This is a genomic window from Alphaproteobacteria bacterium HT1-32, from assembly GCA_009649675.1.
GTDB lineage: Bacteria > Pseudomonadota > Alphaproteobacteria > Rhodospirillales > HT1-32 > HT1-32.
Genome location: WJPL01000001.1, coordinates 1,650,514 through 1,667,127 on the forward strand (window position 1 = coordinate 1,650,514; position 16,614 = coordinate 1,667,127).

Annotated in this window: 17 protein-coding genes; 7 read left to right on the top strand and 10 right to left on the bottom strand. The window is 59.9% G+C overall.

Annotated features, from left to right (window positions below; translation table 11 throughout):
* Genes napA through napE form a run of 4 tightly spaced genes read right to left on the bottom strand, consistent with a single transcriptional unit; the run spans nt 1 to nt 3,320 of the window.
* Nucleotides 1-2,499 carry a nitrate reductase catalytic subunit NapA gene (napA, locus tag GH722_07820; GenBank protein MRG71671.1) on the bottom strand — a complete coding sequence of 833 codons (2,499 nt, stop codon included), beginning with the start codon at nt 2,497-2,499 and terminating at the stop codon, nt 1-3.
* Nucleotides 2,496-2,867, bottom strand: a complete 372-nt coding sequence (locus GH722_07825) for a hypothetical protein (protein ID MRG71672.1) — start codon at nt 2,865-2,867, stop codon at nt 2,496-2,498. Before GH722_07825 ends, napA begins: the two co-directional genes overlap by 4 nt.
* Nucleotides 2,857-3,144 carry a 4Fe-4S dicluster domain-containing protein gene (locus GH722_07830; GenBank protein ID MRG71673.1) on the bottom strand — a complete coding sequence of 96 codons (288 nt, stop codon included), beginning with the start codon at nt 3,142-3,144 and terminating at the stop codon, nt 2,857-2,859. Before GH722_07830 ends, GH722_07825 begins: the two co-directional genes overlap by 11 nt.
* Before the next feature lie 29 nt (nt 3,145-3,173).
* Nucleotides 3,174-3,320 (bottom strand): periplasmic nitrate reductase, NapE protein, encoded by a 147-nt coding sequence (napE, locus tag GH722_07835; protein ID MRG71674.1) that lies wholly within the window; start codon nt 3,318-3,320, stop codon nt 3,174-3,176.
* Between the two features lie 189 nt (nt 3,321-3,509).
* Here napE and dusA point away from each other — a divergent pair, with 189 nt between their 5' ends.
* Nucleotides 3,510-4,562 (top strand): tRNA dihydrouridine(20/20a) synthase DusA, encoded by a 1,053-nt coding sequence (gene dusA, locus GH722_07840; GenBank protein ID MRG71675.1) that lies wholly within the window; start codon nt 3,510-3,512, stop codon nt 4,560-4,562.
* On the opposite strand, the gene GH722_07845 is transcribed toward dusA, so the two are convergent.
* From GH722_07845 to cobT, 6 genes are all read right to left on the bottom strand, one after another.
* The gene (locus GH722_07845; protein MRG71676.1) at nt 4,524-5,642 is read right to left on the bottom strand and encodes an alpha-hydroxy-acid oxidizing protein; all 1,119 of its coding nucleotides are present in this window, start codon (nt 5,640-5,642) and stop codon (nt 4,524-4,526) included. The two genes, dusA and GH722_07845, sit on opposite strands and share 39 nt — an antisense overlap.
* Before the next feature lie 12 nt (nt 5,643-5,654).
* The gene (comE, locus tag GH722_07850) at nt 5,655-6,209 is read right to left on the bottom strand and encodes a sulfopyruvate decarboxylase subunit beta (GenBank protein ID MRG71677.1); all 555 of its coding nucleotides are present in this window, start codon (nt 6,207-6,209) and stop codon (nt 5,655-5,657) included.
* Complete coding sequence (comD, locus tag GH722_07855) at nt 6,206-6,709, bottom strand: sulfopyruvate decarboxylase subunit alpha (GenBank protein MRG71678.1); 504 nt, start codon at nt 6,707-6,709, stop codon at nt 6,206-6,208. The genes comE and comD overlap by 4 nt, the downstream gene beginning before the upstream one ends.
* A gap of 154 nt (nt 6,710-6,863) precedes the next feature.
* Nucleotides 6,864-7,205 carry an AzlD domain-containing protein gene (locus GH722_07860; GenBank protein ID MRG71679.1) on the bottom strand — a complete coding sequence of 114 codons (342 nt, stop codon included), beginning with the start codon at nt 7,203-7,205 and terminating at the stop codon, nt 6,864-6,866.
* Entirely contained in the window at nt 7,202-7,930 is a 729-nt protein-coding gene (locus GH722_07865) for a hypothetical protein (protein MRG71680.1), read from the bottom strand. Before GH722_07865 ends, GH722_07860 begins: the two co-directional genes overlap by 4 nt.
* The gene (cobT, locus tag GH722_07870) at nt 7,927-8,952 is read right to left on the bottom strand and encodes a nicotinate-nucleotide--dimethylbenzimidazole phosphoribosyltransferase (protein ID MRG71681.1); all 1,026 of its coding nucleotides are present in this window, start codon (nt 8,950-8,952) and stop codon (nt 7,927-7,929) included. The genes GH722_07865 and cobT overlap by 4 nt, the downstream gene beginning before the upstream one ends.
* 195 nt (nt 8,953-9,147) lie before the next feature.
* Between cobT and cobS the strand changes: the two genes are divergently transcribed.
* Genes cobS through cobO form a run of 6 tightly spaced genes read left to right on the top strand, consistent with a single transcriptional unit; the run spans nt 9,148 to nt 16,558 of the window.
* Complete coding sequence (gene cobS, locus GH722_07875; GenBank protein MRG71682.1) at nt 9,148-9,891, top strand: adenosylcobinamide-GDP ribazoletransferase; 744 nt, start codon at nt 9,148-9,150, stop codon at nt 9,889-9,891.
* Nucleotides 9,888-10,529: a histidine phosphatase family protein gene (locus GH722_07880; protein MRG71683.1), complete on the top strand. Its 642-nt coding sequence runs from the start codon at nt 9,888-9,890 to the stop codon at nt 10,527-10,529. The genes cobS and GH722_07880 overlap by 4 nt, the downstream gene beginning before the upstream one ends.
* Nucleotides 10,530-10,553: 24 nt before the next feature.
* Nucleotides 10,554-11,171 (top strand): bifunctional adenosylcobinamide kinase/adenosylcobinamide-phosphate guanylyltransferase, encoded by a 618-nt coding sequence (gene cobU, locus GH722_07885; protein ID MRG71684.1) that lies wholly within the window; start codon nt 10,554-10,556, stop codon nt 11,169-11,171.
* The gene (cobW, locus tag GH722_07890; GenBank protein ID MRG71685.1) at nt 11,168-12,199 is read left to right on the top strand and encodes a cobalamin biosynthesis protein CobW; all 1,032 of its coding nucleotides are present in this window, start codon (nt 11,168-11,170) and stop codon (nt 12,197-12,199) included. The genes cobU and cobW overlap by 4 nt, the downstream gene beginning before the upstream one ends.
* A 23-nt stretch (nt 12,200-12,222) precedes the next feature.
* A complete protein-coding gene (gene cobN / locus GH722_07895) occupies nt 12,223-15,957 on the top strand; it encodes a cobaltochelatase subunit CobN (GenBank protein ID MRG71686.1) in 3,735 nt (1,244 codons plus the stop codon).
* Nucleotides 15,950-16,558 (top strand): cob(I)yrinic acid a,c-diamide adenosyltransferase, encoded by a 609-nt coding sequence (gene cobO, locus GH722_07900; protein ID MRG71687.1) that lies wholly within the window; start codon nt 15,950-15,952, stop codon nt 16,556-16,558. The genes cobN and cobO overlap by 8 nt, the downstream gene beginning before the upstream one ends.
* Nucleotides 16,559-16,614 lie beyond the last annotated feature (56 nt).

A 16,614-nucleotide genomic window follows, 5' to 3' on the forward strand; every position in this document is an offset into this window, starting at 1 on the left:
TCATACCTTCTCGATCTTGACGGCACATTTCTTGAAATCAGTCTGCTTTGACAACGGGTCTGTCGCATCCAGCGTGACCTTGTTGATCAGCTGGCTGGCATCAAACCAGGGGACAAAGACAAGACCGCGGGGAGGCTTGTTGCGGCCCCGGGTTTCAACCCGGGTCAGCATATCCCCCCGCCGCGAGGCAATACGGATCTGGTCACCCCGGCGCAGGCTCATCTCCTCGGCATCCTGTGGATGCATGAAGCAGACCGCATCGGGAAAGGCCCGGTACAGTTCCGGCACCCGCTGGGTCATCGATCCGGAATGCCAGTGTTCCAGCACCCGCCCGGTGGACAGCCAGAAAGGATAATCCTGATCCGGGCTTTCCGCCGGTGGTTCATAAGGCAGCGCAAAAATAACCGCCCGCCCGTCCGGCTTGCCATAGAATTCAAATCCGGCCCCGGCCTTCACATAGGGGTCTGATCCTTCCCGGAAACGCCACTGGGTTTCCTTGCCATCAACCACCGGCCAGCGCAGCCCCCGTTCCTGATGATAGGTGTCGAACGGTGCGAGATCATGTGCCTTGCCCCGCCCAAAAGCAGCATATTCCTCGAACAGGCCCTTCTGCGGGTAAAAGCCGAAATGCTCTGCTTCATGGTTGGCGTAGCCTGCTTCGATATCCTCGACCGGATAGGCATTCACCTGTCCGTTGGCGTACAGCACATCAAACAGGGTCTTGCCGCGATAGCCGGGATTGGCATCAAGCAGCTCTGCCGGCCAGACTTCTTCGGTCGTGAACCGCTTTGAAAATTCCATCAGCTGCCAGAGATCGGATTTTGATTCACCGGGGGCATCGACAAGCTGGTGCCAGAACTGGGTCCGGCGCTCGGCATTGCCATAGGCCCCTTCTTTTTCGACCCACATGGCGGTCGGCAGCACCAGATCGGCGGCCTGTGCGGTGACTGTCGGGTAAGCGTCGGACACCACGATGAAGTTTTCGGGATTCCGATAACCCGGCAAGCCTTCTTCCATCATGTTCGGTGCGGCCTGCATGTTGTTGTTTACCTGCACCCAGTAGGCGTTCAGCTTGCCGTCTTTCAGCATCCGGTTCTGTTCGACGGCGTGATATCCCGGCTTCTCCGGAATGGTCCCTTCCGGCAGCTTCCAGATCTTTTCCGCAACGGCCCGGTGCTTGGGGTTGTTGACGACCATATCCGCGGGTAGACGATGCGAGAATGTACCGACTTCCCGTGCCGTGCCGCAGGCTGAGGGCTGGCCGGTCAGCGAGAACGGGCTGTTGCCAGGTTGCGATATCTTTCCGGTCAGCAGGTGAATGTTATAGATCAGGTTATTGGTCCAGACACCGCGGGTATGCTGGTTGACCCCCATGGTCCAGAGCGACATGACCTTGCGGTCCGGGTCGGCATAAAGTTCAGCCAGTTCCTTCAGCCGGGATTTTGGCACCCCGGACATTTCATGCGCCTTGTCGAGGGTATAGTCGGAAACAAAGGCCGCATATTCCTCAAACGTGGCTTCTTTGGACCCGCCCGCCTTGTCGGCATTCTTTGCAGCCATTTCCAGTGGATGCTCCGGGCGCAGGCCATAGCCGATATCGGTATTGCCGATCCGGAAATTGGTATGCTTCTCGACGAACGCCTTGTTCACACGGCCCGACTGAATGATGTGGTTGGCGATATAATTCAGGATCACCATGTCGGTCTGCGGCTTGAAGACCATTGGAATGTCGGCAAGGTCAAAGCTGCGATGTTCAAAGGTCGACAGCACAGCGACTTTTACATGCGGATAACTCAGCCGGCGGTCGGTCAGGCGGGTCCAGAGGATCGGATGCATTTCCGACATGTTCGACCCCCAGAGCACGAAGGCATCGGCATGCTCGAAATCGTCGTAACAGCCCATCGGCTCGTCGATGCCGAAAGTCCGCATGAAACCACCGACCGCTGACGCCATGCAATGCCGGGCGTTCGGATCAATATTATTCGACCGGAACCCGGCCTTGAACAGTTTCGAGGCGGCATAGCCTTCCCACACGGTCCACTGGCCGGACCCGAACATGCCAACGGCGGTCGGGCCTTTCTTGCGCAGGGCGTCCTTGAACTTTTCCGCCATGATATCGAAGGCTTCGTCCCAGGAAACCGGCTCGAAGCTGCCTTCCTTGTCATATTTTCCATTGCGCTTGCGCAGCATGGGCTGGGTCAGCCGGTCCTCGCCATACATGATCTTGGAGAGGAAATAACCCTTCACGCAGTTCAGGCCGCGATTCACCGGGGATTTCACATCGCCATGGGAGGCGACGAGGCGCCCGCCCTTGGTTGCCAGCATTACTGAACAGCCGGTACCGCAAAAACGACAGGGTGCCTTGTCCCATTTCAGACCGATCTTGTCGGCTTCAGTGACAATATTGGCAGCTTTTGCCTCGCCACCCGGCAGTCCGGCGGCGGCAGCGGCCGTCGCAACGGCAGTGGCCTTGATATATTCACGGCGGGTCATTTTCATGGCGCTGTTCCGGTTTGGTTATCTTCTGGGGCAGAGGTGTCTTCAAAAGGCAGGTCGAGTGACGCCACCGGCTCGGCATGGTGATAGACCATGGCGGCATTGATGACGCCGGGCAGGCGGCTGACATGGTCTACGAACTCGGTTACCTCTGACAGGCTGTCGGTTTCCAGTGTCACGATCAGCTTGCCGTTATGCGGGTCGGGTTCGATGTCAGCCCGTTTGTCCTGAACAATGGTCGCGGCAATGTCATCGGCAGCTTCTGGCAGAGCTGAAACAATCAGGCTGGTGAAATGAATTTCTGCCGGGCTGTTTTTCCTGTCAGGGGTGCGCGGAACGTTCAGCCGGTTGTCGGGATGGTCAAACTGCATCACGGTTTCCTGTGGTGAAGGTCAGGGCGCCAACCGGACAGACCGGAATACAGTCGCTGCATCCCGTACAGTCGCTGGTGATCTCCGGATGATAATGACCGCCGGTCCGGGGGCGGAAGCGGATCGCCCGTGGTTCGCAGGCGTCTTCACAGGACCGGCAGGCGGTGCCTGCAAAGGCCAGACAATGTGGTTCGATCGCCAGAACCGCAGCCTGTTCTTCGCGGGCGCGCACTTTTCCCGTCAGCAGGCCCCGCCGGCTCAGGTTGTTCTGGTGCATTGATTGTTTTCCCACCTCAAATCAAAGCTTCAGCCCGTCGGGGGGCCGAGAATGATCTGGCTCATCCAGACGAGAAACCCGAACCCGCCAACACCGGCAACAGCGACAATGGGAGCCAGAAGAATGGTCAGGAACAGAAAGGTCTGCAATTCGTCAGACTTTCTGGTCTCGGACAATTGTCCTGTTGTTTCAGTTTCTGGCTGAATGGTCACCTCGGGCCTCCGTAAACCTGAATGCTGTGCATTTCTTTTGTTCAGTTGCCGTACTTACAGCAGTTTGGGGAGCAGAACATTGATATGCATCAAGTACGGCCATGTAATCCGGCAGGCTTGATTCTTCAGGCTTGTGACCGGTATTGAGTGCTTATGACCGGCAGCCAGCAAAACCGCCCCCTCCAGCCGCACCCCATATCCGTCGCTCCGATGATGGACTGGACGGACCGGCATGACCGTTATTTTCTCCGGCTGATTTCACGGCGGGTGCTGCTTTATACAGAAATGGTGACAACGGGTGCGCTGCTGCATGGCGATGCGGCGCGACATCTGGATTATGACGCGTCGGAGCATCCGGTCGCCCTGCAACTGGGAGGCAGCGAGCCGGAGGCAATGGCGGAATGTGCCCGTCTGGCCGAACAATGGGGTTATGACGAGATCAATATCAATGTTGGCTGTCCGTCAGACCGGGTGCAGTCCGGAGCTTTCGGGGCCTGCCTGATGCGGGAGCCGGAAACCGTGACGGCCTGTGTTGCGGCGATGAAGGCGGTGGTTAAGGTGCCGGTGACGGTGAAATGCCGGATCGGCGTTGATGACCAGCCGGAAGGACCGGCATTGCGCAGCCTGATCGCGCAGGTCCGTGATGCCGGCTGTGACGGGGTGACGGTTCATGCCCGCAAGGCCTGGCTGTCCGGCCTGAGCCCGAAAGAAAACCGGGATGTGCCGCCACTGAATTATCCGTTGGTCTATGATATTGCGGCAGAAAACCGGGGCTTTCCGGTCGGGATCAATGGTGGGGTGGTCACCCTCGATGAGGCGGCGACCCACCTTGACCATGTGGCCAGCGTAATGATTGGCCGTGCCGCCTATCAGACCCCCTGGATACTGGCCGATGTCGACAGCCGGTTCTATGGCGAGACACCATCCGGTCAGGACCGGTTTGATCTGGTCGAGGCAATGCTGCCCTATATCGAACGCCGGACATCGGAAGGTGTCTGGCTGAGCCGCATCACCCGCCATATGCTCGGCCTGTTTCAGGGCCAGCCCGGCGCAAGGCAGTGGCGCCGGCATCTCAGCGAGAACGCCCACAAGCCGGAAGCCGGTGCCGATGTGGTCAGGGAGGCGCTGGAAAAAGTCCGCCGGCAGGCCGACCGTCAGCGGCTGATTTCAGCCGACAAGCATCTCGCGGCTGATCTGGTCAACTGAAGTTGCCCCCAGCTGGGCCAGGGTCAGGCTGATCTCTTCAGCCAGCAGGTCGGTGAAGTCGTTGAGACCGCGTTCGCCATCAGCTGCCAGGGCGTAGAGCAGGACGCGACCAACCATGGTGAAATCAGCACCGACGGCACAGGTTTTTACAATATCCTCGCCGCCGCGCAGGCCGGAATCGAACAGCAGGGGATAGTCATCCCCGACGGCTGCACGGATGCGGGCCAGCGCGTCAATGGCGGCGGGGGCGCTTTCCAGTTGCCGGCCACCATGGTTCGAGACCTCCACCGCATCCACCCCGGCATCACGGGCCAGCAGGGCGTCTTCGGATGAAGTCACACCCTTCAGCACCATCCGGCCTTTCCAGTTATCGCGGACACGGGCGAGGAAATCCCAGTCGGCGCGGGCGCGGCTTTTGGTGCGGTCGAAATCCATGCCCGGTGCCTTGAAATTGGCAAGGTCCGGCGCGCCTTTTGCCAGTGTGGCAAGCGACCAGCAGGGATGCAGGGCAAAGTCGATAAACTGGCTGGGGCCGATCCTGAAGGGCATCTTGAAGCCGCGGCGCAATTCCCGCGGTCTGCGACCGACTTCCGGCACATCGACTGTAAAGATCAGGGTCTCGTATCCGGCGGCCCCGGCCCGGTCGAGCAGCTTGTGGCTGACATCTTCGTCACCGCCAAAATAGAGCTGAAACCAGGCGTTGCCGTCAGCCGTCTCGATCATTGGTTCCAGCGCCGTGGAGGCGGCGGTTGAGACGCCGAGCGGAATTTTATGTTTGGCCGCAAGGCGGGCCAGCATCAGATCGGCACCGGGTGTCGACAGGTTGCACATGCCCATCGGTGCGATGCCGAAGGGCAAGCCTGTTTCCTTACCCAGAACAGAACTTTTCAGGCTGCGATGTTCGACATTCTTCAGCACACGGGGTTGCAGCTGAATGTCATTCAGCCGCTGCCGGTTACGGCGATCTGCACCACCCTCACCGGCGGCCCCGTCGATATAGTCGAACACCATCCAGGGCAGACGCCGCCGGGCCAGCCGGCGGGCATCTTCCCAGGAACATATCTGGCGTGTCTGAAACATCACCGGTTGCTGTTACGCGCGAACCTCTTTCATGAACCGGTCGGCAATGACGACCGGGTCCATGTCGATAACCGGCACCTTGATGTTTCCGGATTCGCATTTGCAGACGATGATGGTCATCTTGTCCGATGCCAGCGCCGCTTTCATGACGTCCGGTGTGTCTTCGGCCTTGCACTCGACCACATTTTCACAGCCACAGGCTTTCGCGACCTCGGTCAGCGAGGTCTTGAGACCGGCATAGGTCTGCTGGTCACCGGTTGATCCATAGCTGCCGTTATCGATGATCAGCAGGATGAAGTTGTCGGCGACATTGTTGGCGATGGTCGGCAGGGTGCCGAAGTTGGTCAGAACCGAGCCGTCACCGTCAATCGAGATGACTTTCTTGTTCTGCGCCAGCGCCAGACCGAGGCCGATGGAAGAGGACAGACCCATGGTGCCGAGCATGTAGAAATTGGTCGGCTGGTCGTCCAGCATGTGCAGTTCCTGCGACGGCAGGCCGATATTGCAGATGACGAGCTGATCGGAAATGACCGGGATCAGGCTCTTGATGACTTCACTGCGGATCATTCTTGGCCTCCTTTCCAGAAGCTGGCGTCGGTCAGAATCGCGGTCGGTTTCTTCGCCATGTAGGTGTGTTTCAGAATGGCGTCGAGTTCGTTCACATCGTCTGACTTGTGGAAGTGGTAGGTCGGGATGTTCAGCTGCGCCAGAAGCGCTTTCGTGTGAACAGCCATCTCGACCTGACAGGCCACCGGCTCGCCCAGCTCACCGCGATAGCTGATGATCATCGGCAGTGGGAAATGGTAATACTGGATCAGCGTCACCAGCGTATTGATGGTCACACCGATCGCCGTGTTCTGCATGATGATGGCAGACCGTTTGCCGCCCATGAAGGCACCGGCGCAAAGCCCCATGCCCTCGTCTTCCTTGTTCGCAGGAACATGGTGGATCGACGGGGTCTGATTGATTTTGTCGATAACGCCTGCAAGCTGCTTGCAGGGTACGGTCGTGATGAACTCGACCTTGTTGGCAACGAGGTCGCCGACAATCTTGTCATTTACTGACATGCGGATGATTCCAATCCCGGGATTAATTCAGGTGAAGCCTGATTTGTGCCTCAACAAAGACTTTTCTGCGAGTCATAAATTATTGAATCTCGCTTAATCCCTGCTTTAGAAAAACCGGAATATGGGGATTGTCTCCCAATCATCGCTGAAATTGTCAGCCAAAGAACCCGGATCGCCAGAATGCCAGTGCGGCAAACAGGGCGGTTCCGACAGAGACCGATTTCGGTACGCTGCGGCGGGTCAGCAGAAAGACGACCAGACCGACCCCGACGGCCATGATCCGGTCGGTCATCGGTACGGTCCCCAGAGGCCCCTCTGTAAAGAAGATGGCCCTTACCATCAGCCCGGCAACCAGCGCATAGGAAACGCATCCCGCCCATTCAAACAGGGCGGAATCGACCTGAATGCGACCGGCAAGGACAGCTCCGGCAAATCGCCAGACAAAGGTGGCACCAAAGGCGGCGAGCAGCATGATCCAGACACTGGTGTCACTCATGACCGCTGGCTCCGTTCTTCAAAGCGGCGAATGAGTGAACCCGCTACATAACCCACGGTCCCGAACAGGACACCACCAACGATCATGCCGAAATCCGGGATCAGGTCGATACAGACCGGAACCCCGATCGCACCACAAATCCCGGCTGCCTGACCGGGGCGTCGTTTGGCGGTTCCCATCATCAGCAGGACGAAGAAGGGGGTGAGAAACAGTGCCGCCAGCCGGAGTGCCGTCGGTACATCGTTGACGAACAGATATCCGATCAGTGCCCCGATAAGGCCGAAGCTGACGAGGATGAAACAGAAACCGGAATAATAGGGGATGCGCTGATGCTGTGTCAGTTCTCCACGCATCAGTTCCATCTGGGCCCAGCTGGTTGGTGAGGCAACCTGCGCCAGAATCAGATGCCAGAGCCTGAAACCGGTTCCGCCATGGACCAGCGGCAGGGAGGCGACAATCATGGGCAGGGCGCGCACATTGATCAGTCCGATGGAAATGATCAGGGCGGAAACTGATGCCCCGGCGCTGTATAATTCGGTGAAGGCCATCATTGGCGGCAGTGCCCAGATCAGCACCGCTGCGGCCAGCATTGTCGGAATATCCAGTCCGTTGGTCGCGGCCTGTGCCCCATATCCGATAAGGGCCGCACCCAGGGCAATGCCGGGCGCCCGGGCAGCATCAATCAGCCCCCGCCACCATGGAGATCTATCAGGCTTCGTGCTCATTCTTTATCTGCGACACCTGCTTCGCCGAAGGTGGCCATGCCGGTATGGCAGGCGATGGCGGCCCGGACCACCTGAACCGCCAGCACTGCACCGGAGGCTTCGCCGAGACGCAGGCCCAGATCCAGCAGGGGTTCCTTGCCAAGCTTTTCGATCAGCCGGCGATGGCCCGGCTCTGCAGAGCTGTGGGCCACCATGCAGTGATCAAGGGCAGAGGGGTTGATGGCCTGCAGAACGGCGGCAGCCGAGGTGCAGATGAAACCATCCAGCAGAACCGGGCAGCGCTGCCAGCGTGCGGCCAGAATAGCCCCGGCAATGGCCGCCAGTTCGCGGCCACCGACAGCGCGGAGAATATCCAGACCATCAGTCATCATATCGCGATTGCGGGCGACCCCTTCACGCACCACACGAATCTTGTTTTCCAGCGCAGAGCCGCGAACGCCGGTTCCCGGTCCGGTCCAGTCTTCGGCCTTGCCGTCATAGAGCGCGTGGCAGATGGCGGCGGCTGACGTTGTGTTGCCGATGCCCATTTCGCCAAGGCAGATCAGGTCCGCCGGTTCTTCCAGCGCGCCCATGCCGAAAATCATCGCCTGCAGGCATTCTTTTTCCGACATTGCCGGGCCCTGGGTGAAGTCCGCTGTCGGGACTTCCAGCGCCAGTTCATAGACCGTCAGCCCGACATCGGATTCCCCGCAAAGCTGGTTCACCGCAGCACCGCCGGTCTGGAAGTTGGCAACCATCTGGGCCGTTACTTCCGGCGGAAAGGCTGAAACGCCCTGAGCGGCGACGCCATGATTGGCAGCAAAGACGGCGGCCCGCACATTACCGAGCAGCGGTGGATACTGACCACGCCAGGCGGCCATCCATTCGGTGATTTCTTCCAGCCGGCCGAGCGACCCCGGTGGTTTGGTGAGCTGTGGTTCACGGGCGCGGACTTCGGCCAGACGGTCGGTATCCGGTCCCGGCAGGTCTGCCAGACTGGCGCGAAGTTCATCAAAGGACTGGATGGGTAAGGTATCGGACAAGCAATTGTCTCCTGAATAATGCGCGGACCCCGTCGGAAAACAGGATATTTGACCGGCCGGCAGGGTGGAATTGCTGGACCGGATGGGGTGCTGATCTATAACCCCCGTGAGCCTTAAAATATCAGCGACGGCAGGTCTATCGAATTGTCAGCAGATCAGGAAACAACAAAGTCAGGGAATTCTGTCTCCGCCTGGATTCGTGACGCCCGCGTGGCGCTTTGTTTCCTGACGCGCCTGCCGGTCGGCTGGCCCGCCGGGGGTGATGCCGTCACGCTGGCCGCCGCATCCCGGACCTTCCCGGTTGTCGGGCTGGTAACGGGTGGTCTGTCGGCCATTTTCTGGCTGGTTTTGCGCGATACCGGATTACCTGTCCTGCCTGCGGCAGTGCTGACCATCGGTCTCGGGGTGCTGATGACCGGCGCCCTGCATGAGGACGGCCTGGCGGATATGGCCGATGGTGCCGGGGCGGGTGCCGACCGGGAACGCCGGCTGGAGATCATGCGGGATTCCCGGATTGGTGCCTATGGCGTTCTGGCAATTGTCTTTTCCGCAGGCCTGCGCGTTACCTGTCTTGCAGCCTTTCCGGACCCCCGGTTTGGCGCAGCGGCGCTGGTTGCGGCACATGTCGGCGGGCGTGCCGGGCTGCCTGCGGTCATGCGGCTGCTGCCCCGCGCCAGAACAGACGGACTGTCGGTGACGGCAGGAAGTCCGGATGACCGCAGCGCGCTGCTAAGCGCCGGGATCGGTATTTTTCTGGTGTTGCTGTTCGCCGGTTTTGAAGCCGGGCTGACGGCAGCCGCCCTGACCGCCCTTGCTCTCTGGCTGACTTCGATCTGGGCAAAACGCCGTCTTGGCGGGCAGACCGGGGATGTGCTGGGCGGTATGGAGCAGATTGGCGAGATGGTTATTCTTTTGACATTAGTGGTGGCGATAACATGACGGTTACGGAGTTCTACTGGGTTCGGCATGCGCCGGTTGTGCATCTCAACGGCTGTATCTATGGCCGCAATGATGTGGATTGTGACACGGGCAATGCAGGCCTGTTCAGCGCAGTTGCCGCTGAATTGCCGCGTCAGGCCGTCTGGCTGACATCCTCGCTGCGGCGGACCCACCAGACCGCAGAAGCGCTGATTGCTGCGGGTGCCGTACAAGGAGATTTTCTGAAGGATGAAGATCTGGATGAACAGCATATGGGCGACTGGCAGGGCCAGACATGGGATGAAATCGACCAGAAGTATGAACGTATTGCCCACCGGTTCTGGGTTGCGCCGGCTTCCGTCGCGCCACCGGGTGGTGAAAGCTTTACAGATCTGGTGAACCGCACCCGTCGCGCCATTGACCGGATGCTTGAATCCCATCGCGGGCAGACCATCATTGCTGTTACCCATGGTGGTACCATCCGGGCGGCGCTGTCGCTGGCGCTGAATGTCGAGCCGGAAGCGGCTCTGGCGTTTCAGGTGGAGAATGTGTCGATCACGAAGATGGAACATATTGATGACGCGCGACATGGCGGTGCGTGGCGAATTCCTTTCGTGAATCGTGTTCTTCGTCCACAATCGGCCCAGCAGAACTTCTGACCGTAACAGGATGGCCGGTCCGCGATGACAGATTTTGATAATCCGTATGATGCCGGTCTGCAGCAGATCGCTCTGGACAGTCTCTATCTGGCGCCGGAAAACCGCCTCCTGCAATCCGGTTCGCTGCCGGCGGTCACGCTGGTGCTTGGTGGTGTCCGGTCGGGCAAAAGCCGGTTTGCAGAACGCATGATCCCGAAAGACCGCAACCCGATCTATCTGGCGACCGCAGAAGCCATGGATGATGAAATGCGGGCCCGGATCGCACAGCATCAGGCGCGCCGGGGAGAGAACTGGTCTTTACGGGAAGAACCGCTGGAATTGCCGAAAGCCCTGCTGCAGCTTGATTCCCATCGTCAGCCGATGCTGGTCGACAGTCTTGGCATGTGGCTGAACAACCTGATCTATCGCGAAGGGGATGTCGCCGCGGCAGTTGATGAACTGACCGAATCACTGATGCGGATCAATGGCCCGGTCGTGCTGGTCAGCGATGAAGTCGGGCTGGGTATTGTCCCTGACAACGCGCTGTCCCGCAGCTATCGGGACCAGATCGGGCTGCTGAACCAGCGGGTTGCCCTTGTGGCGCAGCAGGTGGTATTCGTCGCGGCTGGTCTCCCCCTCATACTCAAGGGCATGCAAAAATGAACGCACGTATCCCGGCGACCATCGTCACCGGCTTCCTCGGCGCGGGAAAAACCACGCTTATCCGCCATCTTCTCCAGAATGCGGATGGACGGCGAATCGCGCTGATCATCAATGAATTCGGCGATCTCGGTATCGACAAGGGTATCGTTGAGGGCTGCGGGATTCCGGATTGCGAGGAAGGCGATATTGTCGAGCTGGCGAATGGGTGCATCTGCTGCACCGTGGCCGACGATTTCCTGCCGACCATTGAAACCCTGCTGGGCCGGGCTGATCCGCCGGATCATATTGTCATCGAAACTTCGGGTCTGGCCCTGCCGAAACCGCTGATCAAGGCCTTTGCCTGGCCGGAAGTACGGTCGCGTACCACTGTTGATGGCGTGGTTGCGATGATCGACGCCGCCGCCGTTGCCGATGGCCGCTTCGCCGATGACCCGGCGGCTGTGCAGGCGATCCGCGAAAGCGATGAGATGCTGGATCATGACAATCCGCTGGAGGAACTGTTCGAAGACCAGCTTGCCGCCGCCGATATCGTTATCCTGAACAAGACCGACCTGCTGGATGAAGCAACGATTGCCGGGGTTGAACAGACCCTGAAAGCACGGTTGCGACCGGGTGTGAAGATTTTGCGGGCCACGGAAGGCCGGGTCGATGTGGCTGTGGCGCTGGGCGTGAATGCCTCGGCAGAAGACGATCTGGATGCACGGCCTTCGCATCATGATGGTCCGCATGACCACGACCATGATGATTTTGACAGTTTCATCGTCGATCTCGGTCAGGTTGATGATGTTGCCGCGCTGACGACGCGGATCGGGACCACGGTCGATCAGTTCGACATTCTGCGCATCAAGGGCTTCATCGATGTACCGGGCAAGCCGATGCGTCAGGTGATTCAGGGTGTTGGCAGTCGTATCCAGACCTATTTCGACCGGCCCTGGAAATCAGGTGAATCACGCTCAAGCCAGTTGGTTGTGATCGGTCTGGCGGGTATGGACAAGACAGCCATCGAGGCCGCGCTGACCGCTGCCTGAGCGGCGCGCAGAGAGGCAGTTTCATGCATCTTCTCGCCGCGCAGCCGGGCATCGTCGCAGACGGATCGGAAGCGGTTGATCTCGGCCAGACGCCGGGTGATATCGTCATCCTGTCCGCCGCAGAATCCGAACTGGCCTGTCTTGCGGCAGCACAGCACCAGCTGGTGGAGCGGCATGGTGATGGCCAGCCATCCCTGCGTCTCGCCAGCCTGTTGCAGCTCGGACATAACATGTCCGTTGATCTCTACACCGAGACCATTCTGGAATCAGCAAAGCTGATAGTCATCCGCCTGCTGGGCGGTGCCTCCTACTGGCCTTATGGCCTTGACCAGGCGCTGGAAGTGGCCCGCCGGACGGGTGCAAAACTGGCAGTTCTGCCGGGTGATGATCAGCCGGACCCGGTGCTGTCGGATTACTGCACCCTGCCTGCGGGCGATTGTCACCGGCTCTGGCAATATGCCGTTCACGGGGGTGTCGACAACGCCGCCGAGATGCTGAATTTCGCAACCAGTCTGCTGGGCCGCGAGCGTGAGTGGCGTGAACCGGCGCCCCTGTTGCGGGGGGGGCGTTATGGCGAGGTTCTGCCGGAAGATGCCGACCGCCCGGTTGCGGCGATCCTGTTTTACCGGTCGCTGGTGCAAAGCGGCAATATGGCGGTAATTGATGCGCTCAGCCGTGCCCTGCGTGATGAGGGGCTGGCTCCGCTGCCGGTCTATGCAGCCAGCCTGCGGGATGCGGTGGCGGCGGGGACGGTTGAGGCCCTGCTGGCAGATCATCAGCCGGATATTATCCTCAATGCCACGGGGTTTGCGCTATCCACCCCGGGTGCGCCAACCAGTGCCTCGCCACTGGATGTCACCGATTGTCCTGTGTTGCAGGTGGTGTTTTCCGGCTCGAACGAAGCGGCCTGGCGAGAGTCCGATAACGGGCTGGGCGCACGTGATATCGCCATGAATGTTGCCCTGCCGGAAGTCGATGGCCGGGTTCTGGCCCGCGCCGTCTCATTCAAGTCATCGGCGAAACGTGATGCGCTGACCCAGACGGATATCGTCACCTACAAGCCGGTTGCCGATCGCATTGCCTTCACCGCGACACTGGCCCGGAACTGGGTGACCTTGCGCCGGAAGGCAGCCGGTCAGCGGCATGTTGCGCTGATTGTGGCCAATTATCCGAACCGGGATGGCCGGATCGGCAATGGTGTCGGGCTGGATACACCGGCGGCAGCGGTGGCGGCGATCGAACGGCTGGCGACAGACGGCTATGATGTTCAGAATGCCCCGGCGACGGGCGCCGAGCTGATCAAACGGCTGATGGACGGGCCGACCAATGATCATACGGCCCTGACCTCCCGGACGGTGACCGAGATGATCAGCCGCGATGAGTATCTCCGCTTCTGGTCGGATCTGCCGGAGGCTGTACGCAGTGCCGTCAGCGATCGCTGGGGAGAGCCGGAAGCCGATCCGTTCTTCCTCGCGGATCGGCAGGCTTTTGCCGTATCGGCCTATCGGTGCGGCAAGCTGATCATCGGTCTGCAACCGGCCCGTGGCTATAATATCGACCCGAAAGAAACCTATCACGACCCGGCGCTGGTGCCGCCGCATGCCTATCTCGCTTTCTATGCCTGGATCCGGCAGGTCTTTGAGGCTGACGCGGTCATTCATATGGGCAAGCATGGCAATATGGAATGGTTGCCGGGCAAGTCTGTCGCCCTGTCGGCAGATTGCTTTCCGGAAGCAGTGTTTGGCCCGATGCCGCATCTCTATCCCTTCATCGTCAATGACCCGGGGGAGGGAACGCAGGCAAAGCGCCGGGCGCAGGCGGTCATCATTGATCACCTGACCCCGCCCCTGACCCGCGCCGAATCCTACGGCCCGTTGCGGGAGCTGGAACGGCTGGTGGATGAGTTTTATGAGGCGGCAAATGTCGACCCGCGGCGTATGCGGGAACTGGGTCGGGAAATTGTCGAACTGTCAGAACAGAGCGGTCTTGATCTGGATTGTGGCATATCGGCAGATGACGACGAGGCCAGCCGGTTGCAGAAACTCGACAACCACCTCTGTGAACTCAAGGAAATGCAGATCCGCGACGGGCTGCATATCTTTGGCCATTCCCCGGAAGACCGGCTTCGCCGGGACCTTCTGGTGGCCCTGACACGGATACCCCGGGGCGATGGGGCTGCCGCGAATGCGTCGATCCTGCGGGCGCTGGCGGCGGATCTTGATCTGGGTTTTGACCCGCTGGACTGTGAGATGGCGGCAATCTGGCCGGGTCGGAAGCCAATGCTTCTCGACGGCCTGACCGATGACCGCTGGCGGACGGCAGGTGATACGGTGGAGCGCCTTGAACTGCTGGCGGCCGGGCTTGTCGGTGGTGATCTGGACTGTCCGGCAGACTGGACGGCAACGACAGCTGTCCTGACGGAAATCACCGACCGGATTGCGGTGGCGGTTGATGCCTGTGGCCCGGCGGAACTTGAGGGGCTGGCGACGGGGCTGGACGGGCGGTTTGTCGCCCCCGGCCCGTCCGGTGCACCGACACGGGGCAGGCCTGAAGTATTGCCGACGGGGCGGAATTTCTATTCTGTCGACACACGTACAGTGCCGACACCAACCGCCTGGCGGCTGGGCTGGAAGTCGGCTTCCCTGCTGATTGACAGATACGTACAGGATAACGGGGACTGGCCAAAGTCGATGGCTTTGTCGGCCTGGGGCACGTCGAACATGCGTACGGGTGGTGACGATATTGCACAGGCGATGGCCCTGATCGGGGTCCAGCCGTCCTGGGAGACAGGATCGGGGCGCGTCATCGGGTTCGAGATTATCCCGGCGAATGTACTGGGCCGGCCCCGTGTTGATGTGACGCTGCGGATTTCCGGGTTCTTCCGTGATGCCTTTCCGGGCCTGATCGACCTGTTTGATTCGGCTGCCCGTGCTGTTGCTGAACTGGATGAACCGGCAAGTCAGAACCCGGCGGCGGCGGCCTGGCGTCTGGCATCGTCATCCCTGCAGGCGGATGGCCTTGACCGGGCCATGGCCGAACAGCAGGCGGGTCATCGTGTATTCGGATCGAAACCCGGTGCCTATGGCGCGGGCCTGCAGGCACTGATTGACGAGAAATGCTGGGAAAGTGACGCGGACCTGGCGGCAGCTTATGTGGAATGGGGCGGTTATGCCTATGGTGCGGGAGCCGCCGGCCGGGCCGCCCATGATACTTTCCGTGACCGGCTGAAAACCGTGCAGGCGGTCATCCAGAATCAGGATAACCGGGAACATGACCTGCTCGATTCCGACGACTATTATCAGTTTGAAGGCGGTATGACGGCGGCGGTCCGGGTGCTGTCCGGGTCGCAGCCTGCGGCTTATCACCCCGATCATTCACGACCGGAATCACCCCGTATCCGCAGTCTTGAGGAAGAGGTCGCCCGTGTGGTGCGTGCCCGTGTGGTGAATCCGAAATGGATCAGCGGGGTCATGCGTCACGGCTACAAGGGCGCGTTCGAGATGGCGGCGACCGTGGATTATCTGTTCGCCTTTGCTGCGACGGCCCGCTGTGTCCGGGATCATCATTTTGATCTGGTGTTCGACGCCTATCTGGAAGACAGCGAGGTTCTGGCCTTTCTGGAACAGGAAAACCCTGCCGCCCTGCGTGAACTGTCAGACCGGCTGCGTGAGGCAATTGACCGGGGCCTGTGGCAACCCCGCCGTAATACGGTCTATGATCGCCTGACCAGCCTGACAGAGGAGCATTCCAATGAGTGATGACAGCACCAACAGCGACCACAAGGCCAAGAAAGCCAAGATCAAGGCAGCGCGTGACAAGATGATGGCGGGCAAGACCGATGAACGTGGCCTGCTGATTGTCCATACCGGCAAGGGCAAGGGCAAATCATCCTCTGCCTTCGGCATGGTTCTGCGCTGTGTCGGTCACGGTATGCCGGTCGGGGTTGTCCAGTTCATCAAGGGGGCATGGGATACGGCAGAGCGCCGGGTATTTGAAAGCTTCTCCGAACTGGTCACCTTCAGGGCAATGGGGGAAGGCTTTACCTGGGAGACGCAGGACCGTGAACGTGATGTCGCTGCTGCCGAAAAAGCCTGGGAAATGGCAAAGGAAATGATTGCGGACCCGGCCATGCGGATGGTCGTTCTGGATGAACTGAACATCGCGCTGCGCTATGAATATCTGGCAATTGATGATGTGCTTGCGGTGCTGAAATCCCGTCGCCCGGATCTGCATATCGTGGTGACCGGACGTAATGCACATGAAGATCTGATTGAAGCGGCTGATCTGGTTACAGAAATGACATTGGTCAAACATCCGTTCCGGGATGGCGTTAAAGCGCAGCCGGGCGTGGAATACTGACCCCTGTTTTCTTGAATACTTAATCTTTCCCGGCTAGTGTCGGGGCTGCTTCGGGG